Here is a 25,876-nt window from a genome sequence, read left to right as displayed (position 1 = left end):
AACTTATTTTTCACCCGACGGGAACTAGTCGTGGGGTACGTTGTTACAAAGTCTCGACAGAGCGAGTCCAGGTTTTCCCATCTTTGTTCCAGACCGCCGACATTTCCAACGATGCATCCTCTCACCGTTTGCTACCATGGTATTATGCAACATAGAGTGATGCTACGCGCTGTTTCTCCAAAAGTTATCGCTGGCCTGGCCGTCCTGGGCTTATGCTTGGGCTGTGAACCCAGTGATCCGCCTTACGAGAACTCCGATTTCCGCACCGTCGTCGATTCGCGACAAGTCGCAGCGCAAGGCCGATTGATGCCAGCTTCTGGGATCATCGCACTGTCCGCGATTCCTGGTGACCAAATCGAATCAATTCTCGTAAAAAGCGGACAGCAAGTTTCGCAGGGCGATATCCTGGTCGTCATGCGGTCCAACCAAATTCGCCAAATCGAATTGCAAGCGGCTCAAACCAAATTAGCCGAAGCCAAAGTGCAACTCAAATCCAAGCAGACCGAAGTGCGACTAGCACTGGAAGCCGCTCAGTTGCGTTTGGAGCAAGCTCAAGTTGCCGCTCGCCAAGCCAAACGGCAGTTGGAAATCGCTATCAACGGTAACCAAACCATCGAAACCCTGCGAGCTCAGATCGATCGACTTCAATCATTGCGGAAAGATCCTCAAATGCGAGGCATGATTGGGCAAAGCGAGATTGATGTTAAAGAGATCGAAGTCCAGCGGGCGGAACAAGTTTACCGCTCGACGATTCTCAATGCGGAGCAAGCGGTCGAATCGACTGAGATCTCCATACGTTTGGCGGAACAAGCTCGCATTGCCGCCGAAGAGAATTCCAAGAATGTCGATCAGTCGACTTCGATTGACTCGCTGGAGAAACAAATTGAACTCTTGCAAGTCCAGTTGGAATTGACCCGCGTGATTGCTCCTAGCGATGCGACGGTCTTGGCCGTGATGTCTTCTGTCGGCGAAACAGCGGGTCCTACGCCGGTGATTGAAGTCGCGGACTTAAGCCGCATGATTTGTATCGCGGAGGTGCATGAAGCAGACGTAGCGAGGCTGTCGATCGGCGATCGCGCGGTGCTGTCTTCGGCCGCTTTGCCATCGACATTGTCGGGCACGGTCATTCAAGTGGATCCGTTGGTCGGCTCGCCGCAAATGCGTTTGCCGAACCCTCTGGCGCGATCCGATTTTCGCGCTGTCCCCGTAAGGATCAGTATCGATCCAGACCAGCAATCGATCGCCGCTCGGCTGGTCCAGTTGCAAGTCGATGTGACGATCTCGCCGCAGAAGTTGAAAGCGGCTCCTGAAAGCAAACCGGCATCGTAATGCTATGAGGCTGAATCGAACTCCGCTATCGACGCTAAACCTGCTAGCCGTGCCCGGACGAGCGGCGGTATGGGTGGCTGGCGTGGCGTTCGCGCTGCTACTGATCTTTATTCAGCTAGGCTTTCGCGGCGCGGTGGCGAACACCGCGACCATTGTTTACGGCAAACTGCGATTCGATGTCTTGATTCGATCGCCAGAATATTTACATCTGTATGAAACGCGCACGTTCCCTCGACTGTGGATGGAACTGGCCGAAGCACATCCCGACGTGGACCGCGTCGACCCGTTTTTTATCATGCTGACGCGTTGGCAAAGCCCTTCGGATTTGAAGTATCGCGGTATCGCGATGATGGGCATGGAACGCGACAAACCCGTCTTGGAAATTGACGAAATCGATAGCGAGCTGAATCTGCTCGGAAACCCCGATTGGGTCTTGATCGATCGCGCTAGTCGCAGCGACTTTGGCCCGAAAGACGGTAAACGTTTTGGTCCACAGGATATCGGCGTGCGCAGCGAACTGGGCGGGCGCGAAGTCATGATTGCCGGAAGCTTTGAATTAGGGACCGGCTTGGCCACCAACGGTGCGCTGCTGCTGAGCGACGTGGGGTTTGCTCGTCGAGCCGCAATTGATCCGAAAGTCGACGTTCACCTGGGGCTTGTTCGACTGAAGGCTGGCGTCGACCCTAATCAAGCTGCTAAACGCATCCGCAATTATTTAATACAGCGTGATTCCAGATCGGCCGATGTTGTCGAAGTGCTTTCGCGCAAAGAAGCGATCGCCTGGGAGCACCACCACTGGCTCAGCGAAACGCCGATTGGAATTATCTTCCAAATGGGCGTGATCTTGTCGTTGATTGTCGGAGCGGCGATTGTTTACATGGTACTGGCTAATGAAGTCGCCAATCGCCTCGGAGAATATGCCACGTTAAAAGCGATGGGCTATAGCCAATGGGCGGTGTCGGCAATTATCCTGCGTCAAGCTTGGATGCTAGCCGGCCTAGGATTCGTGCCCGCTTTCTTTATTGCACAATTGCTGTACTGGATCACCGCTGAACTTGCCGATCTTCCCATCTTTATGACGTTCCCCAGAACGGTGGGTGTCCTAATCTTGGCCTATTCGATGTGTACGGTCAGCGGACTGCTGGCGATCCAAAAACTATCGCGAGCGGAACCCGCGTCGTTGTTCTAAGACTGTTTGCAGCGAACTCACCACTGAAGGTAAGATGCTTTTTCAACGTCAAACACCACTCGCTTGGCGAAACCTGACCACCAGTTGGCGTAAGCTGGTGCTGGCTTCCAGCGGCATTGGTTTCGCCGTGCTGTTGATGTTCTCTCAGATCGGCTTCCGCAACGGTTTATTTGACAGCACGGTCCAGATCGTGCGCATCCTCGACGGCGATTTGTTTATTATCAGCGCCGCTCGATATACGCTTTCCAGCGAGCAACGCTTTGACCGAGCATATCTGAATCGAGCCAAAACGATCCCTGGTGTCACGCGCATCCAGCCCATCTATATTGCTCGTGTTGGAACCGAGCTACGCGTCATTGGACGTCCCTCGCGCTCGATTCGCGTCATCGGTGTACCGCTGGACGGACAGGTCTTTACGAGCAGTTGGATGGATTCTAAAAGGCAACTGATCCGCGACCAAGGCACCGCGCTGCTGGACAGTCGCACCAAACGCATGTACGGCTTGGAACGCAGCGACCTTCAAAAGCTGAAGCGTCAGCAGATTGAACTGCTGAACAGAACCATCAATCTGGTCGGGTATGTTGAGATCGGCACCGACTTTGTCAACGATGGCAGCATTATCCTATCAAACCAAAATTTCTCCGAGTACTTGGCTGGTCGAAATCGCAACGGCACGGTCCTAGAAGAAGTCGACATTGGACTGGTTCAGTTGTCGCCAGGAACGAACTTAAGAGCCGTGCAACGCGAGATTCAATCGATTGCGCCACAGCATTGGGATGTGATGACCAAGCAGCAGTTGATTGACCGCGACATTCGTTTCTGGGGCCAATCGACGCCGATTGGAATCATCTTTACCGTTGGTACGGTCATGGGATTAGTGGTCGGAACGATTATTTGTTACCAGATTATCTTTACTGAGATCAGCGACCATATTGCCGAGTTTGCGACGTTGAAAGCGATGGGGTATTCATCGCGGTATTTCTTCAGTTTGATCATGACCCAGTCGGTCTATTTGACGATTCTGGGTTTTGTCCCGGCAGCCACTCTCACCGCCATCATGTTTTGGATGCTGACGGAAACGACGGGCTTGGTCATGATACTGACTCCTTCGCGGATGGGTGTCGTATTTTTGATGACGCTTGCCATGTGTCTTTTTGGCGGTGCGTTAGCCGTTCGCAAGCTGTTGTCATCGGACCCAGCCAGTCTATTCAAGTAGTTGTTGCGTTGACGCAGACGCTACTGGCCACCTGTTGCTTCTTCTGCGTAGACTCCAAAGGCAGCTACGATGTCTCGGTCGTCCGACGGATCAATCGATCGCATGACGATTTGAACTTGATTCCGCGTTAGCTTGACTGCCACGCGGCGTTTGAACCTCGCAAGCTGCTGCACAATCGACTCTACGTTCTCTTTGGGCGTTACGGAGATGACTGCGGTGGGCATATGCGCACCCGACCAAACCGAACCGCCCAAGGGCATCGATTGCTCAGCCACCGTTGCCTCTGCAACTAACATCGATCCCTCAAGCTGAGTCGCAATTCGTTTCGCGCGATGCATCTGATTGGCCACTGAACAGGTTACGATCTCGCCGATCGCGGATGCTTTCCACGAATCAAGATCTTGGCTCGCTTCCAAAGCGCCCAACATTACGCCTTGCGTCAGCGGGCTTGCCAAGCCTCCCAGTTGTCGAGCTAACTCGCGGATCGGTTCCACGATCTCCGCCGCTCCCACGATCACCCCGCAACGAACGCCGCTCAGCAACATGTCGCCGGGCAGCACAACGGCAGAGACACCGGCGCTGATACGTTCGTGGACATGACATGCTTCCGGCAGAACCTCGCGAACATCGCATAACGCACCATCGTAGCGAACCTCGATGTAAGGCCAACCGTGCTCAGCAGCCAGCGCGATGACATCGCCGGTCAACTCCGCGGTGTTGGATTGGTCGTTGCCGTTGGCCGTGGGTAACACTTGCAAAATACTAACGCGGCGTTTCGCCCCATCGGCCGGAAACGCCGACTGGAAGTCTTCTACGGTAGTCGAGTTCACGGCGCCTACTTCAACGGGCGATCCAAAGTGGCGAAGCAAAGCCGACACATCGCCACCATCTGGCATGCGAATCTCACTGCTGCGTGGCAAGACGACTCCGTCACGACAACTTGGGTGCATCGCGATGTACTGAATTGCGGTCGCGACGTTGTGCAAGACAACTGCCTTCTCTGCCCCTGCGAGCTTTGCCAGTTTCGCTTCTAGTTCGTGACGAACCGCAGCTTCGTCAACAACTCCTGATAGCACACTGGCATAAGCGGCATTAGCGGCCGATTCCGTTGGCGGCAGAATAAACTCCGAACCGAAAATCAGACCTGTCGCATTGATGATTGGCACTGCCGAGTGAGGTGCCGAAGCGTTCCAGCGAGAACTCATGGAATCAAGCCAGCGTTTGGCTTGTCGCATCGAATCCTGCACTTGTGACGCGCCCCATTCGGTGGTAACTCCGATTTGCTGAGCGGCATCTTTGACCGTCTGCACCAGTTGAGGTTGATTCAGCAGTTCGACCACCCGCTTGACGGCGTCGTTGGGAAGGTCTTTGAAAAACGGTGGAAGTCGCATTGGTCTATTGTGATGAAGGAAGCGAGTGAAGTTCTATCCCATGTACACTTGGACGCGTCGGCCATCGATCGTCGTCATGGGCTCATTGGTTTCAAAATACTTGCGGCGCAGTGTAGCAAATCCTATTCGATGCGTTTGACCATTTATTGGATAAGCGGAAGTCAAAGTGCCAGCGACATTCGGCTCACCGGTAGCATTGGTACCGCAATGGATCGCAACTGGCAGAGCGATTTCAGCGTCGCCTTCGACACTTACGCAAAACAATTTCTTTTGCACTTGGCCCAGCGCATCCAGGCGAGCGATAGTCTCCTGCCCTAGGTAGCACCCCTTCTTAAAGGAAATGGCTCGCGAGTCCCGGTCGACTTCCTGTGGCAGGTTATCGCGATGGAAATCGATACCAAACCACGCAAAGCGATTTGACGCGGCGATTGCCTGCGTTCGATCCGGCGGCTGAAGCTCCAAAAGCGATGGCTGTTGATCGAGCAATCGTTGGTGCAGTTTGATTGGCAAGCCGACTAAAGCAAAGTTGGCTGGCAGTGCAAACCCACGCAGGACCATCATCGGCTGGTTGCAATCTTTGCAAGTGTACCAAGTGACCATATTGCATTTGGTGTCGCTGGATTGGGCGATTGGTTCTGTGTCGCTTTCCGCGTGGACCTGCAACGAACCGCACGCCGCCACCAGTGGCTCGATATCCGTTGCCTCGATATAGAACCAGATGTGGTCCAGGGAAGCATCGCGAGGAGTAACATCTTCACTGATGATGTAGCGATCCCAATGAGGTAGCAATTCGGCGGCTTGGTTTGCTTGGACGCTGAGAAAGTACACCGCACTATCGCTGCGAAAAATGCAGCCGTGTGAGAGGCTTTTGCCCTTGGCATCCGTTGCAAATGATTCGCACCATTGGCCGGTAGTCAACTGTCGAATCTCGTTGGTTACAAAGGAATGAAGCCATTTGAGTCGATCTCGGCCAGTAAATTCGATAACAGTTGGAGCAAGCAGGTAGCAGATCACGTTCGACGATTTTGGCTAATGAAAAGTGCTGGTTTCAAATAATGTGGGCCTCCGTTTGATCATACCCCAAACACGCGAGCTCACCAATGCCGAAGCCTCAGCGGGCAGGGCAAGTCAGATATTCACATTGCGCCTTATCCGAAACGCGTTCGCGTCGGTTCTCTCGCAAACCGTGAGCTATTGCTCAGCGGCTAATTTGCCAAAATGCAAAAACTGATTTGCCCTGAATGAAACGGGTAACCGATGGACGCAGCCCTAGCGTTTGCTTAGAATAGTAGCTTGTCACCGAGCTTTGGGGGACCTCTAAGCTCTTGGATCTCCACATTCGATATGTCTTAACCGAACGCGCCCTGCCAGATGAGTAACAAAAAACGCATCATCGTTGCTGACCAAGGATTAATCTCGATCGTACGATTTGTAGACAAGAAAATTGTCGACTCGGGCAGTATCGAAGCTCTGGGAGAAGAGCTCAATAGCTTAGTGACCGAAGAAAAGCGGGACGCGATTCTTTTGAACTTTGAAGGCGTCGAATTCATGAGCAGTGCGGCGCTCAACAAACTGATTTCTCTCAACAGCAAAGTGAAATCCATCCAAGGACGGCTCAAGTTTTGCAATCTGAAGGCTGACATCCGCGAAGTATTCTCAATTACCAATTTGGATCGAGTGTTCGATATTCGCAAATCCGAAGCAGACGCGATATCCGCTTTTCGATCTTAGCGAGCTTTCCAGCGACATGCGCCGCCCTGGCAGCTTGGCAAAGCTACATAATGCTGACAGGCTGGACCAATTCACTCTCCTCTAAATCGGGTTAGACACAGATGAGCGCTCAGGCCAGAACTTGGATGATGGAAAAAGTGATCCACAGTGACATGGATCAGGCGCATAAGGTCGTCGAATCGATAATCGCGCAACTGGAAGTCGAAGGCTGGAGTTGTCGCGAACAGTTCCAGATCCAAATGGCTGTTGAGGAATCGATCACCAATGCGATCGAGCACGGTAACAAACGAGATCTGAGCAAAAAAGTAAAAGTGGATTGCCACATCAGCAATCATGAGTTTTTGATCATGATCCAAGATGAGGGACCCGGATTTGACCGCAGTGAAGTGGTGGACTGCACCCAAGAGGAGCGGTTGGAGTTACCGCGTGGACGAGGTGTGATGTTGATCGAGAGCTTTATGAGCGAGGTGGACTTCATGGGATGTGGTAACATTGTCCGTATGAAACGTATCAAGGACGACCCAAAGTTTATCCGCCCTTCGGACGACTGACCTCATGCTTCCCATCGAAGAACGAAACGCACGTATTCTCGCGACGTTGCAACGGACGATGCCACACGTAAGCGACTTTAGTTACGATGTGGGTCTGCCAACCCAAGCAGTTGGACATTCTAGCGGTATCGCGACTTCGACGTCGATTGTCCGCAGCTACCGCAAAGATCACCGGCATGGGAGTTTGAATGTGGAACCGCAAGAAGTCATCGAAGTCCTTCAAAAAGCACGCATTCGCCGATGGGTGTTGATGGGACTTTATGGATATGTTGGTTATATGGCGATGCCCCGAGCGACACAGGATGTCGATCTGCTGGTCGACACGACGGAACTGGAGCGGGCGATTGCCGCGATCTGCAAGCGCTGGCCAACGTTGATTGTAGAGCGAAAAGAAGTCGTCGTTCGCTTCCTGGATCCAGGTGAAGTAGCGATCGATGGTCAAACGAAGCAAGTCATTGATGCTATGTTGCCTTCTAGCCCATGTTATGAGGCGATTTTGGAACGATTCCATACCACCGATCCGACAACCGGTCATCGCATCCCGACTATTGAAGCCGCATGCGCTAGCAAGTTTGCCGCTCTTGTGTCGCCTTATCGAGAATGGGAACGTAAACAGCAGGATGCTGTCGATTTGCGTAGCATCATGAAGCCCAATGTTGCCAAGTTGGACCGTGCAATCTTGAAGGAGCTAGGCGATCTGGTTTATCCCGACGGCGGAATTGAGTTACTTGAGTACCTGCAGCACGTCATTGATCGCAAGCCCTTCCCGGTCTAGGACCTTGAAAGCAGCAGGCACACGCCGAGTGCCGTCCGCTACCGTAGGCCGGTAACAAGCAAAGCCCACCCCGCGCCGGAACATCGGTCGCTTTATCTCGATCCACGCAACGACCGCAATCATACATTGATCATTTGGCTTTGCGCAGTTCCGGCAAGAATTGAAACGACCTTGTTACCGGCCTACGCAGCGTCGAGTCGTTTGTACGCGTTCTGCGAATTCTGCAAGCATCCCATCAATCCTTGCACGGTTCGCTCTAAGGCGCCACGCTGACGCAAGATCACCGCCTGCGCACGCGCCGCGATGGCTGCTCGCTGTTCATGATCGGCCAACTGCTCGCTGGCCCAAGGATATAACTCCGCAGGCTCTGCAAGCTGCGTTAAGCAAGCGGCGTCCTTCAAGATGGATACCACTTGCGTAAAGTTCACGGTATTGGGACCGACCGCCACGCTCGCTCCAAACGCCGCGGGCTCAATCATGTTTTGGCCTCCACGATTGCCGAACGAGCCACCAACAAAAGCGATATCCGCTAGACTCCACAACCATCGCAAATCCCCAACGGTGTCCCCTAACAGAATCTGCCAGTCAGACGCTGTTGTGGGTGTGTCCCCATTCCTGACCGATTGCGTAAGCGATGGGGCGGCTCGATCGCTTGCGAACAGTGGGTGCGAAGTCTCACGGCGTAGATCGCTCAGCCGAATGACCTTTGCGTCCGGTAGTTTTTCGCGAACCAAATCCAACACGCTGTCGCCGCGCTCGGGATGACGTGGTACCAGGATTAACCGCAACTGCTCAAACCGAGTCCGCAATTGCAGGTATGCCGCCAGCACCAGTTCCTCTTCGCCATCCTGCGTACTGCCAGCCACCCAGATGGGAGCTTCGATGTTCGTATCGATCGCGAGTTGACGATACCCATGCACCGCAGCGCTGTGGTTTGGTCGCAGTCCCAGTAAGGATCGCATCGACTGGCTCTTTGGCGTCATCGAGTCGATTTCACAATGGTCAAATTTGATGTTGCCGGTTACCTGCGCACAATTTGCTTCGACGCCCAGTTCGACAAATCGGTCACGATATTCTTGGGACTGGCAACCCACGTAGGTTAGACCGGCGAACATCGATTTCACCAGCCAGCGGAATCGCAGGTATCCCGCATGCGACTTGGCGCTCAACCTACCATTGGCGATCGCAACTGGAATTTGTAGCGATCGAGCCAGCGACAGCCAGTTGGGCCAAAGCTCGAGCTCCGCCAGCACAATCAACTGAACTTGAAAGCGACGTAGGACCCGAAGGACAGCCCAGCTAAAATCCAGAGGGCAGCGAATGACCGTTTCATTCGGAAAGAGCTTTGCCGCCAGTTCCAAACCGGTCGCGGTCGTAGCGGAAATAAGCAATCGAGACTCGGGGCGTTGAACCTTAAGTGCCTTGACAATCGGTACCAGCAAGTTCACTTCACCGACACTGACCGCGTGCAACCAAATGCTTGGGCGATCGTCCCCCGCTGGCACGACAGCCAAGCCAAGCCAGCGTTCCTTCCAACGAAGAGCTAGCGAATTTTTGCGGATGCCTTTCCAGACGATCCACGGCGCCAAGACCGTGAGTAGTCCGAGGTAGATCGCATTGCGGAGAGAGCGTAAAAGCATTCGAATTCCATTTCGAGCTTGATAAAAAGGCTAAATTTGCGATCGCTAGTAAGGTGGATGAGCAGGATACTCAATTGTCCCGTTTGCGTAAACAGCGAACCGGCCGGTGTAGCAGGCACACTCCGTGTACCTGCTGACGGTATCTGCATTTGGTTCGCTTGCAACGACCACTACATGTTGATCTCAAAGCCCTTGCGGGATTCTCGCGACAAGAACGCATTGGCTTGGTCATCACCAACAATCTCACGCTTCGCAGGATCCCAATTCAACTCGCGTCCCAGACGAATGGCGATATTGGCCAAATGGCACGTTTCGAGCATTCGATTGTGGGTCCAAACGTCAGCGATCGGCTGTTTGCGAGATCGCATCGATGCGATGAAGTTCTCGGTATGGTTCTCGCTTACAGGACCACCATAAATCTCTTCGATAGCACCTTCAGGCAACGGATTACTTTCCAGTTCCTCGACTGGCTTGCCGGTTAGTCGACCTCGGTTAACAAAGATTCGCCCTTCCGTGCCCTCGAATAGAATACCGTTATCCCCTTCGCTGGTGATTACCAAGGGAATATCGCCTGGCATGTTGGCAAGAATCTCGAACTTGGTCGGCGAGTTGTATCGATCGCTTACTTTGGGATGACCGTTTTCGTAATCCACTGGGAGCGAAAAGCTGACTGGCGTAATCTTGTTGGGGCCCGTCTCGTGAGCTCCAAGTGCCCAGGTGGCAATATCGACGTGGTGAGCTCCCCAGTCGTTCATCTGGCCACCAGAATATTCATACCAGTTTCGCCATGCATAATGGCAATTGGTGAAAAGGGGAACCCCTCCGCCGTAGCCTTGGCGAATTTCTGGCAAAGCGCGGTACGGTACGAATGGTGCAGGTCCTAGCCAAGTATCCCAGTCGAGCCCTTCAGGTACGTCGATGGCGGGGATCTCAGGAGAGTCCGTTGCTCCATTGATGCCGCAGGTCACCTTTTTGATTTCGCCTAACCGGCCGCTACGCACAATGGCGATTGCTTTTAGGAAGCGACTGTCGAACTCGGTCCGTTGCATTGTACCAACTTGGCAGATGCGACCCGTTTGCTTGACCATCTTCTCGATAAGCTTACCCTCATCGATGGTTAGAGTCAGAGGTTTCTCGCAGTAAACGTCCTTACCAGCTAACATGGCCTCGACCGTAATCTTGGTATGCCAGTGGTCCGGTGTGGCGATCATAACCGCATCGATATCTTTGCGGTCCAGAATCTCTCGGTAGTCTTTGTAGCCATCGGCCGCCTTGCCCGTTTTGTTCTTGAGCTTTTCATTGATGGAGCCCAATACGTTGGCATCCACGTCTGCAAACGCGGCAAAGTCTGCGAACTTGGTGGATTTGTCGGTGATCGTCCAGCCTTGATTACGCAAACCAATAGTGGCGAACACAGGGCGATCATTGGCGGACTGATAGCCGAAAGCGCGACGAGCCGACGGCAGCACAATGCTGGCTGCACCCGCAGCAGCGACGCCCTGCATAAAATTGCGGCGGTTAGCTTGGAATTTCTGGGACATAGACGAACAACCTTCTGTGATGAATGAAGAACGGGGTTAGCTGGGACGTGAGTTTTAGCGTGGCCAAGTGCCACAATATAAGGACTGCAAGGGGAATTCAATCCCCTCCACAGCCATTATCTTACTCAAAACTCGCTGGCCAGCTATCCGTACTTTGGCTGCCTCGCTCAGGAATCTGATTTAGTCTTCCGGACGCTCGCCCGCATCCGCCATTTTCACCAGCCGAGGGTCAAATCGCGCGACCTTGTCGACCAAATCCTGCTGAGCGTCCATCACTTGGTCGATGTCTTTGTAAGCCATCGGAACTTCGTCCAGACCCGCCGAAATCAACGTAACTCGACGCTGGTCAAGGAATTGCTTCACTTCTTTCCACCGGAACTGCTTGATCGCAGCCGTGCGGCTCATTTTTCGTCCCGCCCCATGCGAGGCACTCAGCAACGACGCTTCCACGCCTTTGCCGCGTACCACATAGCCCGGCGCACCCATCGAACCTGGAATGATCCCCAAAACACCCGCCCCAGCCGGTGTTGCACCTTTGCGATGCACAATCAACTCCTGGCCGCCATGAGTTTCCCGCCAAGCGAAATTGTGATGGTTCTCGATATCCAGCAGCACTTCGACGCCTAAATGTTCAGCGATCGCGCGGTGGATGCAAGCATGATTCGCCGCAGCGTATTCGCCCATCAAGTTCATCGCGTTCCAGTACTCCTGGCCTTCCTGCGTATCAAGATCCAGCCAAGCGAGATTCTGCAACTCGCGTGGTAACTCCGGGTGCAACTTCTTGGCCAGCGTGCTGTAATGAGCACAAACCGCGGCTCCGGTCCCCCGCGAACCACTATGGCTCAGCAACGCCAAATACCTTCCTGCTTGCAGCCCCAAGTCATCATCCGGCAACGTGAACACGCCGAATTCGACGAAGTGGTTGCCGCTGCCACTAGTCCCCAGTTGCTTCCACGCTTTGTCTTTGTTTTCGGAAGTGATCGGGGACACAGACCAATCCGCATCCATCACATCGTGCTGGCGTCGACGCTTGAAACTCGCTCCAATACCAAATTGAGTCTCACGTTCAATCGCATTCCGCAATCGCTCTTGATTGTTATCCAACGTCTCGACGGGTAAATCCAATACCGTCAGCTTCATACGACATGCAATATCGACGCCGACCGCATAAGGGATCACACAATCCTTGGTCGCCAACACTCCTCCAATCGGCAATCCATAGCCCAAGTGAGCGTCGGGCATCAGCGCACCGGCTACCGTAACTGGCAGCTTGCAAGCATCCGCCATCTGCGCGATCGCACCAGCTTCTAAGTCATCTCCCCATTGTTGCCAAGGTGCCGGCGTATCGCGACCAATGTAGCGGTCTTGAGCGGCAAAGACAGTCGTCAACGATTCAGCTAACGGACCCCAGATAGGGTCTTGTGTGAAGTTGGCTGGGTCTGCCACAATCGATTCGATTTGCACGCGCAGTTCCGGTCGCTTCAGTCCGTTATTGGACGCCAAGCGTACGGCTTCTACTGCCGCTTGCATCGCCAAACCTTTGGGAATACCTAAGTTATTTAATTCACGAGTCTTCATTGTTTTCCATCCAAAACGGACGATCCTATACGAATCATAGTTGATTGATCAGGCTGTAATTCTGTTACAATATCGATATCCAAAAATCGTTGGATGGTCGCGATGTTCGTCGATGTGTGGCCGGTCATTTGGACACAACGAAAACAACCGCCACCAGCGATTGCCAGCGGCAACAATAGCTGGTCCGCCAACACTGCTCCTACAGGGGCACTGGACGCCAAGTAACCTTTCATTTCACGAGCGGCGCGGCGGGCCACATGTTCAGCGGAGATCTTCTTTTCGCCAAAACCCGTCACGACTTCTGTAACATGCTCGAAGTGTGCCATCAAATACAAAACGTTACCGGGCCCCATCGAATCGACTTCAACAATTTTGCGAGCGGAGGCTGGCCAGTTCAGCATCCTTCCGGCCGTATCCAATTCACGCTGGGCCACGTGCAGCGGCAGTCGAGCGATCATGGCGATCGCTTGCAAGTCTTTCTTCTTACCTCGTTCGATCAGCTCCAATGGTTGTAAGCCTCTGGTTGAAGGCGTAATGGAAGCGACACATCGCCCTTGACCAACCGGGAAAAAACCCGCACGTTCTAATTGCAAATCGACGACCGGGCCAATCTTGTGCAGCAGCGGTAAGAACGAATCCTTCAAGTACTCGAACGGCGGCGCGGACGAATTGTGCGTGCCCCCATCGATGGTCACTTGAGAAGGTCCGTCGGCTATCATCAAGGCCGGCAGGATGGTTTGCAGCACCAGCATGCAACTGCCTGCAGAACCGATCGCAAAATGGTAATTACCTGGCGAGATTTGCGATGGCTGGAACACCAGTTCGCGCGAGCCGATCGCATCGCCGGAAACGGTCGCAGCTCCCACGGCCGTAGCGGCTTGGACGGCCGCCAAGTGTTGGCGTTGCAAGCCGGGATTGGAACGTCGAGCTCGAATATTGAATAGCCGTACGGGCTGGTTGGTGATGATGGAAAGAGCCAGCGACGAACGCAGGATTTGCCCACCCCCTTCGCCTTCAGCGCCATCTATTTCGATCATCATAAGTTGCCTGAGTTGTTCCAGCGTTGCCAATTGATTTGCATTGTGACAGAGGGAGAGCTCACCGTGTTACAAGGCTCGCGCAATTCTCAAGTAAATAGAGCAAGTGATTTTCAGCACGCGTTATGTTCCAGCGACGTTGCAACCAGCCCAAGGGCGTCTTCGTTTCACCTTTAGCCATGGTATTTTCGTCTTCTTCCATTGGTGGGATGCACATCGACTACCAAGCTCCCGCCAATCACCGCCCGCAATGCTCTGGACAATAGTTGTTTGAACAACTATCATGCCATACCGTGAGCGGTAACCAATGCAGCAGGCATACTCCGTGGACCGCAGCAAGTCCACTGCCACGGCAGTGGGTGACTGCCTGCTACCATGCCACGGCTTTTCCATATTCACCAGCAACAGCAGACAGCAATGAACAACTTGGAACTGGCGGTCCACTTCTTTTTTCAGTTGGCCGTAATTTTGGTCGTCTGCCGCATCGTCGGCATCATCGCCAAGAGGTTAGGACAACCGCAAGTCGTTGCAGAAATGATCGCTGGCGTGATGCTTGGCCCTTCGCTCTTCGGAGCCTTCGCGCCAGAACTGCAGCAGCGAATCTTTCCTTGGGATTCCACTCAGTCGACCCGCGACACGCAAAGCTACCTGTTTCCGGCATCGCAGTTAGGACTTGCACTGTACATGTTTGTGGTCGGGATGGAGTTTCGCACCGACATCATTCGCAGCCATTTCCGAGCTTCCGTTGCTGTCTCGTTGGCAGGCATGCTCGCACCTTTTGCTTTGGGAGCGTTGCTGGCTTGGTTTCTGTTTTATAACTCGTCATTGTTTACCGAGCGTACGAGCTTACTGGAAGCAATGATGTTCCTTGGTGCCTCGATGTGCATCACGGCATTCCCGATGCTCGCAAGGATCATTCACTTCAAAGGATTGACGGGCACGCGGATGGGTACCATCGCAATTGGAGCGGGAGCGATCGACGATGCAGCAGCTTGGGGCTTATTGGCCGTGGTGCTTGCCAGTTTTGATCGTAATTGGTCGACAGCGATGTACAGCATTAGCGGCGGCTTAGTATTTCTGGCGGTAGCGATCTTTATCCTAGCACCGCTACTGGCAAAGGGCTCGCGTTGGATGCTAGACCAGCAGCAGGAATTGACCGACGCTGGCTTAACCATCGCGTTAGCGTGTATGTGCCTAGGAGCTTGGTTCACCGACTTGCTAGGTTTGCATGCCGTTTTTGGAGCGTTTATTGTTGGCGCAGTGATGCCGCGAGGTGCGTTTAGTGAAGGCTTAATCCAGCGCATCCAGCCGTTGGCGGTCGCGTTATTGTTGCCGTTGTTTTTTACTTATTCGGGATTGAATACCAAGATCACGCTTTTGAACTCCTGGTATTTATGGGGGATTTGTGCTGCGGTCTTGACGGTGGCAGTAGTAGGTAAAGGTGTTGCATGCGCAGCCGCTGCAAGATACTCGGGGGTCAGTGGCCGCGAAGCGATTGGAATAGGGGCGTTGATGAATGCCCGTGGATTGATGGAGTTGATCATCATCAATATTGGTTTACAGCGAGGCGTGATTAGCGAAGAGCTTTTTGCGACGTTAGTGATTATGGCGGTGGTAACCACATTGATTGCTTCTCCGTTATTTGAAATGTTGAAGATCGAAAAGCAAGCTGTCTGAAGGCGCGCGACGCTCGATAGTTTGTTTAACCGTCAGCCTCCTTCACCCTCCCGCGGGAGGTCCCGTAGGCCGGTAACAAGGTCGCTCTTTTCCATAGCCGGAACTGCGCAAAGCCCATCACGCAACGCATCGCTGTGTCTGCCAACGTTACTAACCCTTAGCGACCGATGTTCCGGCGCTGGCGTTGGCTTTGCTTGTTACCGGCCTACTCAGCTTCTTCACCCTCCCGCGGGAGGGTCGGCCGCGAGTTCCACGAGCGACCGGGGAGGGCAGCATGTTCGTAGTCCCGGCTTTAGCCGGTCTTCGTTCGTAGTCCCGGCTTTAGCCGGATGCTCGCTTTAAACTACACCCTATCCCGCCTAAAGGCAGTACTACAAACAGCAGGCGTATGCTTCCTGCTTCACCCTGATCGTGGTAGGCCGGTAACAAGGTCGCTATATTATAGCCGGAACTGCGCAAAGCCCATCACGCAACGCATCGCTGTGTCTGCCAACGTTACTAACCCTTAGCGACCGATGTTCCGGCGCTGGCGTTGGCTTGGCTTGTTACCGGCCTACTCAGCTTCTTCACCCTCCCGCGGGAGGGTCGGCCGCGAGTTCCACGAGCGACCGGGGAGGGGGCACCCCAACCACGCCTACTCACCAATTGATCCCGCATCGTCTTCGTTTAACCGCGTGCCCATCGGGCCGCGTCACCATCGGCCATAGCCACGCGACCTTGGTTATCGGCATACGTGTTTTGCGGACGGCACATGGAGTGTACCTGCTACTATCGCGTACCCATCAGTCGATCGCGTTGAGATAATCGCGATACTCGTTGCAGAATCCACTAGCCAGTTGTGCCAACTGCTCGCGATCAATGAAGCCTTGCAAGTAAGCGATCTCCTCCGGACACGCGATCTTCAACCCCTGACGCTTTTCAACCGCCGCTACAAAATTACAAGCATCGAGCAACGATTCGTTTGTGCCCGTGTCCAGCCAAGCGAACCCCCGCGAGAACAGCTCCACTGACAATTCACCGCGCTCCAAGTACACGCGGTTTACGTCCGAGATCTCCAATTCGCCCCGTAGAGATGGCTTCAGATTCGCCGCAATGTCCAAGACTTGATTGTCGTAAAAATACAAGCCCGGAATCGCATAATTGCTGCGAGGCTGCTTCGGCTTCTCTTCAATCGAGATCGCTTTGCCTGCCGCATCGAACTCAATGACACCGTATCGTTCCGGGTCTGTCACTCGATAACCAAAAACAGTCGCACCAACCTTCTTGGCAGCCGCATGGGACAGCGTTTTGCGAAAGCCCTGTCCATAAAAGATGTTGTCGCCCAGCACCAAAGTCACTGCGTCGGTGCCAACAAAATCACGTCCAATGACGAACGCTTGAGCGAGCCCCTCCGGCTTGGGTTGTGCCGCATAGGAAAACTGCATGCCCCATCGCTGTCCATCTCCCAGCAGACGCTGAAAAGCAGATAAGTCGTGTGGCGTTGAAATGACCAGTACTTCTCGGATCCCCGCGAGCATCAACGTCGAGAGCGGGTAGTAGATCATCGGCTTGTCATAGATCGGAATCAATTGCTTACTGACCCCCAAAGTGATCGGATGCAGCCGTGATCCAGAGCCGCCTGCCAGTATAATGCCCTTCATGGTATTTCTCTTTCAAAGTGTTGGTACAAGGCATTCCGTATCAGGCCGTTGTTCTGCTTCGGTCCGCGATACGTTTCGCTTACATGAGCCAATTAGCCTTTGGGCGATAGCCCCGGTTGTCTAGCCTCTAGGCGATAGCCCCGGTTATCTAGCCGCTGGGCGATAGCCCCGGTTGTCTACATAAACCGGGGGTATCGCCCAGCGGCTGATCGTGGTGTGAACGGTTACCTTACAAATTAGTTTCTCACAAACTTTCGCAGCGATTGCTCGATGGCCTGTTCAACCGGAGCCATCGTGATGCCGACGCTTGCCAGTTTGCTACTGTCCATCACACAATTGGATCGCGGCGTCTTCGCAGCCTTGGCCATAAACTCTTCTTCGCTCGCAAAAAATTCGAATCGCTTATCTAGCTTCAATTCTCGCTGGATCAACTCCACAACTTGTCGCGTTGTGATGCTGCCAGGGTTCGTCATATTGTAGATCCCAAAGGGCACGCGCCCAATAATCATCTCGAGACTTGCCGCCACAAACTCATCTAACTGCGAGATCGAGTTGGTGGCGTCCAGCAATCGGTCGTACCGCATCAGCTTGGACAGGTAGTTTCGTGAGCTATCGACGTGGTTGAACGGGATACGAAGCCGCCAGACATACACATTTGGCTTGCCAGCCAGACATTCTTCGCCAAGAGCTTTGCAGCCGCTGTAGAAGCTGCAATTGTTGGTGCGGAAGCAGAAGTTCGGCTCATCGGTTTCGCGAAAGCCCAAGCCATCCTGTCGGCTGCCCGTGTAAATGCAACCTGAGGACACGTGCCCCCAGGCCAGCCCAGTCTGCTCGCACGCTTCTGCAATAACACCAGGCAGGATGGCATTGCCTAGCAAGCAGTCCGCCTTGTGTAGCTCGCACGCATCGACATTCGGCTTGCCCGTATACCCAGCGGCATTGATCAGAAAGTCGGGCTTGATGTCGTTAATCGCAGCCACCAACGCTTCACGCTGCGTGTAGTCGACTTGGTTGCGCGACAAAGCGACATAGTCGATCTGTTGCTGTTGTAGCAGTTGTTGGAAAGCGGTCCCGACAAAGCCGCTGCCGCCGAGCAATAGTATTTTCATGAAGTGTTCTTGGTTCTTGGTCGTGCCCCTGCGGCTCCGCCCGCAGGGATCTCTGCATTGCTCAGCGAACGGAGTCGCTGAGCTACATCAAACTCAGCGAGCGGAGTCGCTGAGCTACGCGGAGTCGCTGAGCTACGTTATTCCCCATTCCCCAACCGCTGCAACTGATAATCTCCCGACAAGATCGCTTCCCACCAAGCTCGATGTTCCAAATACCACTGCACCGTCTTGCGAAAGCCCGACTTATGATCTTGCTGCGGCGACCAACCCAACTCCCGCTGAATCTTCGACGCATCGATCGCATACCGCTGGTCATGCCCAGGCCGATCCGCGACAAACGTAATCAGTGACGAATGCCCCTCACCTCCAACCCCTATCCCCGAAACGGGGCGAGGCGAACTTGTTTTGGCTGGAGTCGATTCAGGAGCAAGCTCATCCATCAGTCCGCAAAGCATTCGAACAAGATCGATATTACGCAACTCGTTATTACCGCCGATGTTATATGTTTCGCCGACTTGACCACGCTCAACCACACGCTGTAGCGCTTGGCAGTGATCTTCCACATACAACCAATCGCGGATGTTGGTGCCTTGACCGTAAACCGGAATCGGCTCGCCCCGCAAGCACTTTAAGATCACGACCGGAATCAGCTTCTCGGGAAACTGATATGGACCATAGTTATTGCTGCAGTTGGTGACCAGGACCGGCAGTCCATAGGTATCGAACCAAGCCCGTGCCAGATGATCCGATGCCGCTTTGCTGGCCGAATAAGGCGAATGCGGATTGTAGCGAGTCTCTTCGTGGAAGCGACCTTCGGGGCCCAGCGATCCGTAGACTTCATCGGTCGACACGTGCAGAAAACGGAACTTGGCGGCTTCGGCGGGCTGCAGCGACCTGTAATGAGCCAGCGCGGCGTGCAGCAGATTGAAAGTGCCGACGACATTGGTATCGATGAATTGTCTGGGGGAATCGATCGAGCGGTCGACGTGGCTTTCGGCCGCCAGGTGCATGATGGTCGTGGGCTGGAACGATTGGAAGATCGCTGCCACGGCGGCTTGGTCGACGATATCGATTTGGGCGAAGCGGTAATTCGGAAGGTTGGCGACATCGGCCAGTGACTGGAGGTTGCCCGCATACGTCAGCTTGTCCAGGTTCAGGACCTCATGGCCCTGCCGCACCAACAACCGGACCAAATTGGACCCAATAAAGCCTGCTCCGCCAGTAACGATGATGCGCATAAGGTCCATAGATTGTGCTTGGTGCTTGGTGCTTGGCGCACCCTCCTGGGGGAGGGTCGGATGCGAGGTACGAGCCAGCCGGGGCGGGGCGAAAAAAATGTTCTTGGTTCTTAGTTCTTCGTGTGAAGTGCTAGTTGTGATGGTTTCAGCGGACTTTCGTCTGGGGAGGATTCCAGTTTAGCGACCAGCGGGCTCTTGTCGTAAGCATGGGTGAGGGGAATTCCCGAATGGTGGCGAGTGGGAGGGAGCTGGGCAGTCAACACAGGCGGCCAAGTCAAAACTGATTAACGCCGCAGAGAATCACTTTGCGAAGGTTTTCCGTGCGGCTGAAAGCCAATCCGGTCTGGTGTGGACGAAGGGCACGCTGATTGGGCAGAGAAGCCAGCCGTTTCAATTGGAATGGGAAGAGACGTTTCCCATGAAGCTTCGGGGAAATTGCGTTTGAAGAAGGCTAAAGCCGGTTTAGACTATGCATGCCGGTTGGTACAAAAAGCCAGTGGCAAAGAAAAAAAGGGTAGAATACAGCATTGCCTCAGGCCGGCAGCCTCCCTGATGGCCCCCTACATTTGGTTGACACCTGTCACCCACGGGCACGGGGTCCGCGCTGTTTCTAAGAGAACTTGCACCGATTAACGTAAATCGCCGTGACAAAGAAATCGGGGATGAGCAACCGCATTGCCTAAGGCATTTGTAAGTAACACGGGACGATTGTAAATGTCGCTAGGACCGATTCAAGAATCTGGTGGCCTTGTCCGGAAGAAGCTGGATTGGGCAGCGTCTGGGTTACTGGGTCGGCGATCGTTTCGACTTGGATTTCTTTGGGGGGCGTTTGCAAAACTAGGCTCCCTAGTGGTGATGATCATATGCACGCCCCTGGCAGTGAACGCGTTGGGGAAAGAGCAGTTTGGCATCTATGTTGCGATCACGGCTTTTTTCGCTATTTTGAGTTTTGTTGACGGAGGAGTCGGAAACGTGGTAATCAACCTTGTTTCCGATGCAGATGCTCAGAATCAGGACGACAAACTCCCTTCAATACTCTACAACGCGACCATTGTAACTGTCGCATTGGCCACAATCGCATCAGTGTTCACAAGCATCATCGCGTACTTCGTCGACTGGAGGTGGCTTCTTTCATTACCAAATAATGTCGCCAACGAAGAAGTAAGAAAGGTGGTCCTTGCTTCTACCCTGACCTTCTTTCTTGGTATACCACTAAGCCTATCGGGCAAGGCCCTCCGAGGTCTGCAGAAGATGCATCTAACGTCTGCCGCTGATTTGGTCGGCTACGCATCAACCATCGTTTTTACGGTCATTGCCTATGCTTTGAAAGCAAAGCTGATATTTTTTGTACTGGCGTTTTTGAGTGGCCCGCTGGTATCGCACTTGGTAGCGTTAGTGATGTTGAGTGTCGCAAAGGGCAACGTCCTATTCTCGATTCGACCGCCGTTTGATCGCGGCGTCGTCTGGCAAGTGCTTTCTGCTGGAAAATGGTTTGTAGCGTTACAAGCCTGTGTTGCAATCGCGTATCAAACCGACGTCATCGTCGTAGCACATTTTGTCGGGCTGAACGGAGCTGCAGATTTGGGGGCTACCAATCGACTTTTCGGCCCAGCCATTTCAATCCCATTGTTACTGATTACTCCGTTATGGCCTGTCTTTCGACATGCTTACGCATCAGGGCAGATTGCTCAGCTTAAACATTCATTCCTTCGGATATTCATTGTGTCCTTTTTAATTGCGGCCGTTTTTACAACGGCAGTATTAGCCTTCGCAAAACAGATATTTGTGCTTTGGATTGGAACCTCCATAATCCCGGAATTTGCATTGGTGAGTGCCGTGTTTCTATGGTCGAATATTCAAATCTGGGGCATATTGATTGGCACATTACTAAATGGAATCAATATGCTCCGATTTCATGTTTTGACTACCATAGTAATGACTGCGGCTAACCTGCCGTTGTCAATATATCTTACGATGCACTTTGGGAGCTCAGGCGTTGTGTGGGGATCGGTAATCTCGTACACGATTTGCGTTTTGGTCCCGACCTTCATCTGCCTGCCTACTCGAATGAGGAAGCTAGAGCAACATTTCTCCGAGATATGCACCGCTTCTCAAACGGTCCATACTGAAGGGGCCGTAATTTAAAACGCGATGGTAACTGCGATTGTTTTCGAGGGTTTAGAGCTAGTATTCTATGTTTAATATCTTAAAAAGTGTCATAAGACTCACACCACGGCGTATGAAAAGCTACTGCCGTAGGTTATTGAACGAGCGACAGCCAATAGACGATTTCTGCCAAGTCGCGAAGAGTATCGATACGAAAAATATATTTGACATAGGCTCGCACTTTGGCGAGAGCGCTGAGCGAATGTTGCAGTTCCTTCCTAAAGCAAACATAGACTGTTTTGAGCCAACCCCATTGTCATTTTCCAAGCTCTCAATGCGATTTGCCGGCAGAAGCACGCAAGTCAGGTCGTTTCAGCTTGCACTTTCAAATACGAATGGTACAGCGCACTTCAACATGACTGCCAATGAGCAGGCAAATAGTTTATTGAAAGCGGCTGACTCATTACCGGAATTTGTTGCCAGCGCTATGACGCCCGCAGGCAATGTTCAGGTTGAGACCAAACGTCTTGATGATTGGTTTGCTTTGAACAAAAGAACTGGGACAACATCAGCGAAGATTGATGTCCAAGGAGCGGAATTGATGCTCCTAGAGGGTGGCGAATGTACTTTTCGGGATCAAATCGACTTTGTTTTGTGCGAAGCAAGTCTAGTACCCATGTATGACAATCAGTCAACTTTATGGAGCCTGCACGAGCGATTTCAGAATCTTGGTTTTGAATTGTTCTATATCTATCGATGTGTGGCGGATAAAACTGGTCAGGCAATGTGGACCGACGCGAGTTGGATTAAGCCGTCTGCAGTGCAGCGTTTGAGAGCAACTTCATGAATCTACGCTTGGACCAACGGTCAAATGCTTCGCAATGTAAGTCTTTATGGTTCCGGCATTCTATAGCTATAGGCAGGACCACCAGGAACCGAAAGTATGCTTAGTTGTCCTATCTGCGGATCCGAGTGCGTCCGCGACGGAAAGATTATTCACTCCAATCCCGTTTTTATAGCTGGCGTTGAAGCCAAGTTGCCTGACGAGACTTATTGGCTAGCAAAGTGTCCGAAATGTCGATTTGCATTTAAGTGGCCTTCCATCCCAGAATCCATACTGCTGGAATGCTACAAGAAAGCTGCGTCCACAAAATGGGAACATTCCGAACCGCGAGAACTCTCACGGACCAGGAGTTTTAACAAGTTTGTTGGGCTCATAGAACGGTTCTCGCTGGGTCGGCAGGTGTTGGATGTTGGCTGTTTTACTGGTGCTCTGCTAAGTCAGATGAGCTCGGACTGGAATAGATTCGGGATAGAGCCTTCGAGTGCAGCGGCAGATGTTGCGTCCTCCCGCGGTGTCACAGTGCTTGGGAAGACGGTATTTGATATTCAGGATCCAAGCTTATCCTTTGACGTAGTTATCTCCATTGACGTTTTAGAGCATTTGGTGAACCCGCAATCCTTTATCGACGCTTTAGTGGAGCGATTAAGGCCGGGAGGCATATTAGTATTGTCCACTAGCGATATCGATTCATACTCGTGGCGACTCTTAGGAAGTAGGCTTTGGTATGCGTCCCTTCCTGAGCACATAAGTTTCTACAGTCGCGTCTCGCTAGAAAAACTATGTTCTCGGCATGCATTAGATTTAATCCACTATTCACGATTTAGGCATCACAGAGAGTCAATTACTACTCAATGGTCGCAGGCTACCAAGAGCCTACTGTTTGCAGCGACAACAAAATTGCACCAGATATGGCCTACAAAGTTGACGTCGGTCGTCGAAAGACGAGGGAGTCCCGGTTGGATTACGGCCAAGGATCACATGATCGCTTTATTCAGGCAAAGAATGTAGATGCAGTTCCTCTCCGTTGCTGAATAGTGATATTGACATGAATTTGCTAAATCAACAGTTAACACTACAGGTCGCGCACACGATTGCTGGTGTGACGTCATCGGGCGGCGGCCCTTCGCGGACGGTAAGTTCAATTGTTCGTTCCTTGGACAGTCTACCCAATATTGAAGCTACTTTATGCACCAGCTTTGTTACGCCTGATGCCTTGCACCTAACATCAGACCTTCCACTACGAATTTTTCCGGGACGTACAACCTCAAGCAACTTCTATCTTGAATTGACCAAGTTCTACGCCCAAAGGAAATTTCGGATTGTACACGATCATGGGCAGTGGCTTTGGTCAAACCGCGCGGCCGCAAAATTCTGTAGAAAAAGCAAGAGAAATCTATCCGGAATTAGGTTTGTGATGGCGCCTAGAGGCATGCTTTCACCATGGTCGATGAATCATCGCAAGTGGAAAAAGCAAATTGCTTGGAGACTATTTGGCCGTCGCGACTTTCAATCTGCAGACCTGATTCATGCAACTAGCGACCTAGAAGCGAACGAATTACGCGCCCTTGGTTGTAGGTCACCGATCGCCGTCATTCCAAACGGAGTAGATGACCCGTGTACGGAGGGTGAGTTCCTCGGTAACTCACATGAAGTCAAAACACGAAAGGCGCTTTTTTTGTCGCGTATTCATGAGAAAAAGGGGATTTATGATCTGATCGAAATTTGGAAGACGCTAGCGAAGCCGCAGTGGGAGTTGATTATTGCAGGCCCCGACGAACAAAAGATTATGAAAAACGTCAGTTCGGTGTCTAGCATCCGGTACGTAGGCAATGTAGACGGCGAAGCAAAACATGCCTTGTATCGCGACGCTGATATATTTCTACTGCCAAGTTATAGCGAGAATTTTGGAGTTGTAGTCGCTGAAGCTCTTATTTGTGGTACCCCAGTGATAACCACTGTTGCAACACCATGGTCTGATCTCGATAGAATCGGATGCGGGTGGTGCGTCGAAACGGGCCCTGAAGCATTGAAGCTGACACTAGATCACGCTATGACGCTGAGCCGACAAGAATTGAAGGCGATGGGGCAAATAGGCCGCGTTTATGCACGCGAGAACTTTTCCTGGAATGCGATTGCCGGCGACCTTGCAAGTACCTATCAATGGCTACTGGGGAATGGCGAAAGACCGGCTGTTGTTAGCGAGATATAGCGAAGCTGAAACAGGTCCTTTGTTATTGCTTACGCAAACATACGATACGAAACAAACATCGCGATAATTAACGCAATCCCAATAACGCCTTTACGATGGCGATAAATAGCATGAACACTCCATCTTCATATCAATGGATTTCGAAATCAAAATGTGGTCTATGTGGTGGCATGGAATTTCGAGCGGAACGAAAAATCGACTCTTTTGAGCTGGTTAGGTGTAAGGCTTGTGGCTTACTACAAGTGCTGAAGATTTTGGCGAGCAGTTCCTTTTCCGACTATTATGCCGGCGGCTATGGCGGGCTCAGGATGCGTCAGGGGCAAGAAGTTAATTCGGTTGTTAATGAAAAACTTTTGAATCGGCTAGGCGTGATAAAAGAGAATGCAAGTGTCCTGGACGTTGGGTGTGGGTATGGGCATCTCATTGCGCGTCTAAAACATAATGGAGGGGTGGATGCAAAGGGAGTTGAGCTTTCTCGTGCCGAGCGTGAATTTGCGCAACAGGTACTAGGTGTCTGCGTGCAGGGATCACTAGAACAACTCGGTGATGAGAAGTTTAACGTGATTCTTCTTTTGGAGGTTATCGAACATATCACTGATCCGAGTGCGTTTGTCGTGAATTTGCAAAACTACCTAAAGCCAAACGGATGCCTTGTTATAGGTACGGACAATTTTGAAGCCAGCGTCGTCAGGACGATGCAGGATAGGTTTCCAAAGTGGATTCCGCATCAGCACGTTAGCCTATTCGACAGCCAATCGCTACCTAAGCTTGTTTCAACAAATTGCATGAAGGTTGAATCGCAAGCCTCCTACACCCCATGGGAACTGAAGCTCAAGCAGATACTTTTCCGAGTTACTGCTGGGAAGAATGGTGGTAAACGCTTTGTGCTCGAAGATGAATTCAAGACAGAAAACGAACGTCCGTATAGACTTTTTTCTCTCAGACGTCTACTTAATAAGCTTTGGATGCTCTCAACGGTGAGAGCTGATCTATCCGGCGAGATGATGTTTGTAGTGGCAAGGAAGAACCCGTAGTAATTGCGTCGTAGTATTCGATACTGCCGTGAGTAGAATAG

Annotated in this window: 21 protein-coding genes; 12 read left to right on the top strand and 9 right to left on the bottom strand. The window is 52.4% G+C overall.

The annotated features are described in order from the left end of the window. Positions 1 to 159: 159 nt before the first annotated feature. From SH302x_RS19735 to SH302x_RS19725, 3 genes are read left to right on the top strand one after another with little or no spacing between them, the layout of a single operon-like run. Positions 160 to 1,329 (top strand): hypothetical protein, encoded by a 1,170-nt coding sequence (locus SH302x_RS19735; protein ID WP_479369291.1) that lies wholly within the window; start codon positions 160 to 162, stop codon positions 1,327 to 1,329. A gap of 4 nt (positions 1,330 to 1,333) precedes the next feature. Beyond that, the gene (locus SH302x_RS19730; protein WP_479364297.1) at positions 1,334 to 2,518 is read left to right on the top strand and encodes an ABC transporter permease; all 1,185 of its coding nucleotides are present in this window, start codon (positions 1,334 to 1,336) and stop codon (positions 2,516 to 2,518) included. Positions 2,519 to 2,552: 34 nt separating this feature from the next. After that, complete coding sequence (locus tag SH302x_RS19725) at positions 2,553 to 3,734, top strand: FtsX-like permease family protein (RefSeq protein ID WP_479364295.1); 1,182 nt, start codon at positions 2,553 to 2,555, stop codon at positions 3,732 to 3,734. Positions 3,735 to 3,754: 20 nt separating this feature from the next. Here SH302x_RS19725 and SH302x_RS19720 read toward each other — a convergent pair whose 3' ends face one another. Both SH302x_RS19720 and ygfZ read right to left on the bottom strand, forming a co-directional pair. Beyond that, positions 3,755 to 5,125, bottom strand: a complete 1,371-nt coding sequence (locus tag SH302x_RS19720) for a hypothetical protein (protein WP_479364293.1) — start codon at positions 5,123 to 5,125, stop codon at positions 3,755 to 3,757. Positions 5,126 to 5,158: 33 nt separating this feature from the next. Beyond that, entirely contained in the window at positions 5,159 to 6,139 is a 981-nt protein-coding gene (ygfZ, locus tag SH302x_RS19715; RefSeq protein ID WP_479364292.1) for a CAF17-like 4Fe-4S cluster assembly/insertion protein YgfZ, read from the bottom strand. A gap of 357 nt (positions 6,140 to 6,496) precedes the next feature. Between ygfZ and SH302x_RS19710 the strand changes: the two genes are divergently transcribed. The 3 genes from SH302x_RS19710 (at position 6,497) to SH302x_RS19700 (ending at position 8,182) form a co-directional block, all read left to right on the top strand. After that, entirely contained in the window at positions 6,497 to 6,856 is a 360-nt protein-coding gene (locus SH302x_RS19710; protein ID WP_479364290.1) for an STAS domain-containing protein, read from the top strand. Between the two features lie 101 nt (positions 6,857 to 6,957). After that, a complete protein-coding gene (locus SH302x_RS19705; protein WP_479364289.1) occupies positions 6,958 to 7,407 on the top strand; it encodes an ATP-binding protein in 450 nt (149 codons plus the stop codon). Positions 7,408 to 7,411: 4 nt separating this feature from the next. After that, positions 7,412 to 8,182 (top strand): hypothetical protein, encoded by a 771-nt coding sequence (locus SH302x_RS19700; protein WP_479364287.1) that lies wholly within the window; start codon positions 7,412 to 7,414, stop codon positions 8,180 to 8,182. Positions 8,183 to 8,364: 182 nt separating this feature from the next. Here SH302x_RS19700 and SH302x_RS19695 read toward each other — a convergent pair whose 3' ends face one another. From SH302x_RS19695 to rtcA, 4 genes are all read right to left on the bottom strand, one after another. Continuing rightward, positions 8,365 to 9,822, bottom strand: a complete 1,458-nt coding sequence (locus SH302x_RS19695) for a 3-deoxy-D-manno-octulosonic acid transferase (protein WP_479364286.1) — start codon at positions 9,820 to 9,822, stop codon at positions 8,365 to 8,367. 170 nt (positions 9,823 to 9,992) lie between these two features. Further along, positions 9,993 to 11,363 (bottom strand): Gfo/Idh/MocA family protein, encoded by a 1,371-nt coding sequence (locus SH302x_RS19690; protein ID WP_479364285.1) that lies wholly within the window; start codon positions 11,361 to 11,363, stop codon positions 9,993 to 9,995. Positions 11,364 to 11,543: 180 nt separating this feature from the next. Then, positions 11,544 to 12,941, bottom strand: coding sequence for an RtcB family protein (locus SH302x_RS19685; protein ID WP_479364283.1), 1,398 nt, complete (start codon positions 12,939 to 12,941; stop codon positions 11,544 to 11,546). Then, positions 12,938 to 13,981, bottom strand: coding sequence for an RNA 3'-terminal phosphate cyclase (gene rtcA, locus SH302x_RS19680; RefSeq protein ID WP_479364282.1), 1,044 nt, complete (start codon positions 13,979 to 13,981; stop codon positions 12,938 to 12,940). The genes SH302x_RS19685 and rtcA overlap by 4 nt, the downstream gene beginning before the upstream one ends. 414 nt (positions 13,982 to 14,395) lie before the next feature. Here rtcA and SH302x_RS19675 point away from each other — a divergent pair, with 414 nt between their 5' ends. Continuing rightward, entirely contained in the window at positions 14,396 to 15,655 is a 1,260-nt protein-coding gene (locus SH302x_RS19675; protein ID WP_479364280.1) for a cation:proton antiporter domain-containing protein, read from the top strand. Positions 15,656 to 16,437: 782 nt separating this feature from the next. Here SH302x_RS19675 and rfbA read toward each other — a convergent pair. The 3 genes from rfbA to rfbB all read right to left on the bottom strand — a co-directional run bounded on the left by rfbA (position 16,438) and on the right by rfbB (position 19,642). Then, a complete protein-coding gene (rfbA, locus tag SH302x_RS19670; RefSeq protein WP_479364278.1) occupies positions 16,438 to 17,295 on the bottom strand; it encodes a glucose-1-phosphate thymidylyltransferase RfbA in 858 nt (285 codons plus the stop codon). A 236-nt stretch (positions 17,296 to 17,531) separates the two neighbouring features. Then, the gene (locus SH302x_RS19665; protein WP_479364276.1) at positions 17,532 to 18,404 is read right to left on the bottom strand and encodes a sugar nucleotide-binding protein; all 873 of its coding nucleotides are present in this window, start codon (positions 18,402 to 18,404) and stop codon (positions 17,532 to 17,534) included. Between the two features lie 137 nt (positions 18,405 to 18,541). Continuing rightward, positions 18,542 to 19,642, bottom strand: a complete 1,101-nt coding sequence (gene rfbB, locus SH302x_RS19660) for a dTDP-glucose 4,6-dehydratase (RefSeq protein WP_479369290.1) — start codon at positions 19,640 to 19,642, stop codon at positions 18,542 to 18,544. 714 nt (positions 19,643 to 20,356) lie between these two features. Between rfbB and SH302x_RS19655 the strand changes: the two genes are divergently transcribed. The 5 genes from SH302x_RS19655 to SH302x_RS19635 all read left to right on the top strand — a co-directional run bounded on the left by SH302x_RS19655 (position 20,357) and on the right by SH302x_RS19635 (position 25,835). Continuing rightward, positions 20,357 to 21,787 (top strand): oligosaccharide flippase family protein, encoded by a 1,431-nt coding sequence (locus tag SH302x_RS19655; RefSeq protein ID WP_479364275.1) that lies wholly within the window; start codon positions 20,357 to 20,359, stop codon positions 21,785 to 21,787. 49 nt (positions 21,788 to 21,836) lie between these two features. Next, the gene (locus SH302x_RS19650) at positions 21,837 to 22,595 is read left to right on the top strand and encodes an FkbM family methyltransferase (protein WP_479364274.1); all 759 of its coding nucleotides are present in this window, start codon (positions 21,837 to 21,839) and stop codon (positions 22,593 to 22,595) included. A gap of 96 nt (positions 22,596 to 22,691) precedes the next feature. Then, positions 22,692 to 23,600, top strand: coding sequence for a class I SAM-dependent methyltransferase (locus SH302x_RS19645; protein WP_479364273.1), 909 nt, complete (start codon positions 22,692 to 22,694; stop codon positions 23,598 to 23,600). A gap of 37 nt (positions 23,601 to 23,637) precedes the next feature. Continuing rightward, positions 23,638 to 24,801, top strand: a complete 1,164-nt coding sequence (locus SH302x_RS19640) for a glycosyltransferase (RefSeq protein ID WP_479364272.1) — start codon at positions 23,638 to 23,640, stop codon at positions 24,799 to 24,801. A gap of 110 nt (positions 24,802 to 24,911) precedes the next feature. After that, on the top strand, positions 24,912 to 25,835 hold the full coding sequence (locus tag SH302x_RS19635; protein ID WP_479364271.1) for a class I SAM-dependent methyltransferase: 924 nt from the start codon (positions 24,912 to 24,914) through the stop codon (positions 25,833 to 25,835). Positions 25,836 to 25,876 lie beyond the last annotated feature (41 nt).

The organism is Njordella calcicola, from assembly GCF_056494125.1.
The sequence above is the reverse complement of the archived record's forward strand: the minus strand, read 5'-3'. Positions and strand labels throughout refer to the sequence as shown.

Bases quoted from the DNA above. Each gene is read 5' to 3' on its own strand.
- SH302x_RS19735 (WP_479369291.1), top strand. From the start codon at position 160: ATGCTACGCGCTGTTTCTCCAAAAGTTATCGCTGGCCTGGCCGTCCTG.
- SH302x_RS19730 (WP_479364297.1), top strand. From the start codon at position 1,334: ATGAGGCTGAATCGAACTCCGCTATCGACGCTAAACCTGCTAGCCGTG.
- SH302x_RS19725 (WP_479364295.1), top strand. From the start codon at position 2,553: ATGCTTTTTCAACGTCAAACACCACTCGCTTGGCGAAACCTGACCACC.
- SH302x_RS19720 (WP_479364293.1), bottom strand. From the start codon at position 5,125: ATGCGACTTCCACCGTTTTTCAAAGACCTTCCCAACGACGCCGTCAAG.
- SH302x_RS19710 (WP_479364290.1), top strand. From the start codon at position 6,497: ATGAGTAACAAAAAACGCATCATCGTTGCTGACCAAGGATTAATCTCG.
- SH302x_RS19705 (WP_479364289.1), top strand. From the start codon at position 6,958: ATGAGCGCTCAGGCCAGAACTTGGATGATGGAAAAAGTGATCCACAGT.
- SH302x_RS19700 (WP_479364287.1), top strand. From the start codon at position 7,412: ATGCTTCCCATCGAAGAACGAAACGCACGTATTCTCGCGACGTTGCAA.
- SH302x_RS19695 (WP_479364286.1), bottom strand. From the start codon at position 9,822: ATGCTTTTACGCTCTCTCCGCAATGCGATCTACCTCGGACTACTCACG.
- SH302x_RS19690 (WP_479364285.1), bottom strand. From the start codon at position 11,363: ATGTCCCAGAAATTCCAAGCTAACCGCCGCAATTTTATGCAGGGCGTC.
- SH302x_RS19685 (WP_479364283.1), bottom strand. From the start codon at position 12,941: ATGAAGACTCGTGAATTAAATAACTTAGGTATTCCCAAAGGTTTGGCG.
- rtcA (WP_479364282.1), bottom strand. From the start codon at position 13,981: ATGATGATCGAAATAGATGGCGCTGAAGGCGAAGGGGGTGGGCAAATC.
- SH302x_RS19675 (WP_479364280.1), top strand. From the start codon at position 14,396: ATGAACAACTTGGAACTGGCGGTCCACTTCTTTTTTCAGTTGGCCGTA.
- rfbA (WP_479364278.1), bottom strand. From the start codon at position 17,295: ATGAAGGGCATTATACTGGCAGGCGGCTCTGGATCACGGCTGCATCCG.
- SH302x_RS19665 (WP_479364276.1), bottom strand. From the start codon at position 18,404: ATGAAAATACTATTGCTCGGCGGCAGCGGCTTTGTCGGGACCGCTTTC.
- rfbB (WP_479369290.1), bottom strand. From the start codon at position 19,642: ATGCGCATCATCGTTACTGGCGGAGCAGGCTTTATTGGGTCCAATTTG.
- SH302x_RS19655 (WP_479364275.1), top strand. From the start codon at position 20,357: ATGTCGCTAGGACCGATTCAAGAATCTGGTGGCCTTGTCCGGAAGAAG.
- SH302x_RS19650 (WP_479364274.1), top strand. From the start codon at position 21,837: ATGTTTAATATCTTAAAAAGTGTCATAAGACTCACACCACGGCGTATG.
- SH302x_RS19645 (WP_479364273.1), top strand. From the start codon at position 22,692: ATGCTTAGTTGTCCTATCTGCGGATCCGAGTGCGTCCGCGACGGAAAG.
- SH302x_RS19640 (WP_479364272.1), top strand. From the start codon at position 23,638: ATGAATTTGCTAAATCAACAGTTAACACTACAGGTCGCGCACACGATT.
- SH302x_RS19635 (WP_479364271.1), top strand. From the start codon at position 24,912: ATGAACACTCCATCTTCATATCAATGGATTTCGAAATCAAAATGTGGT.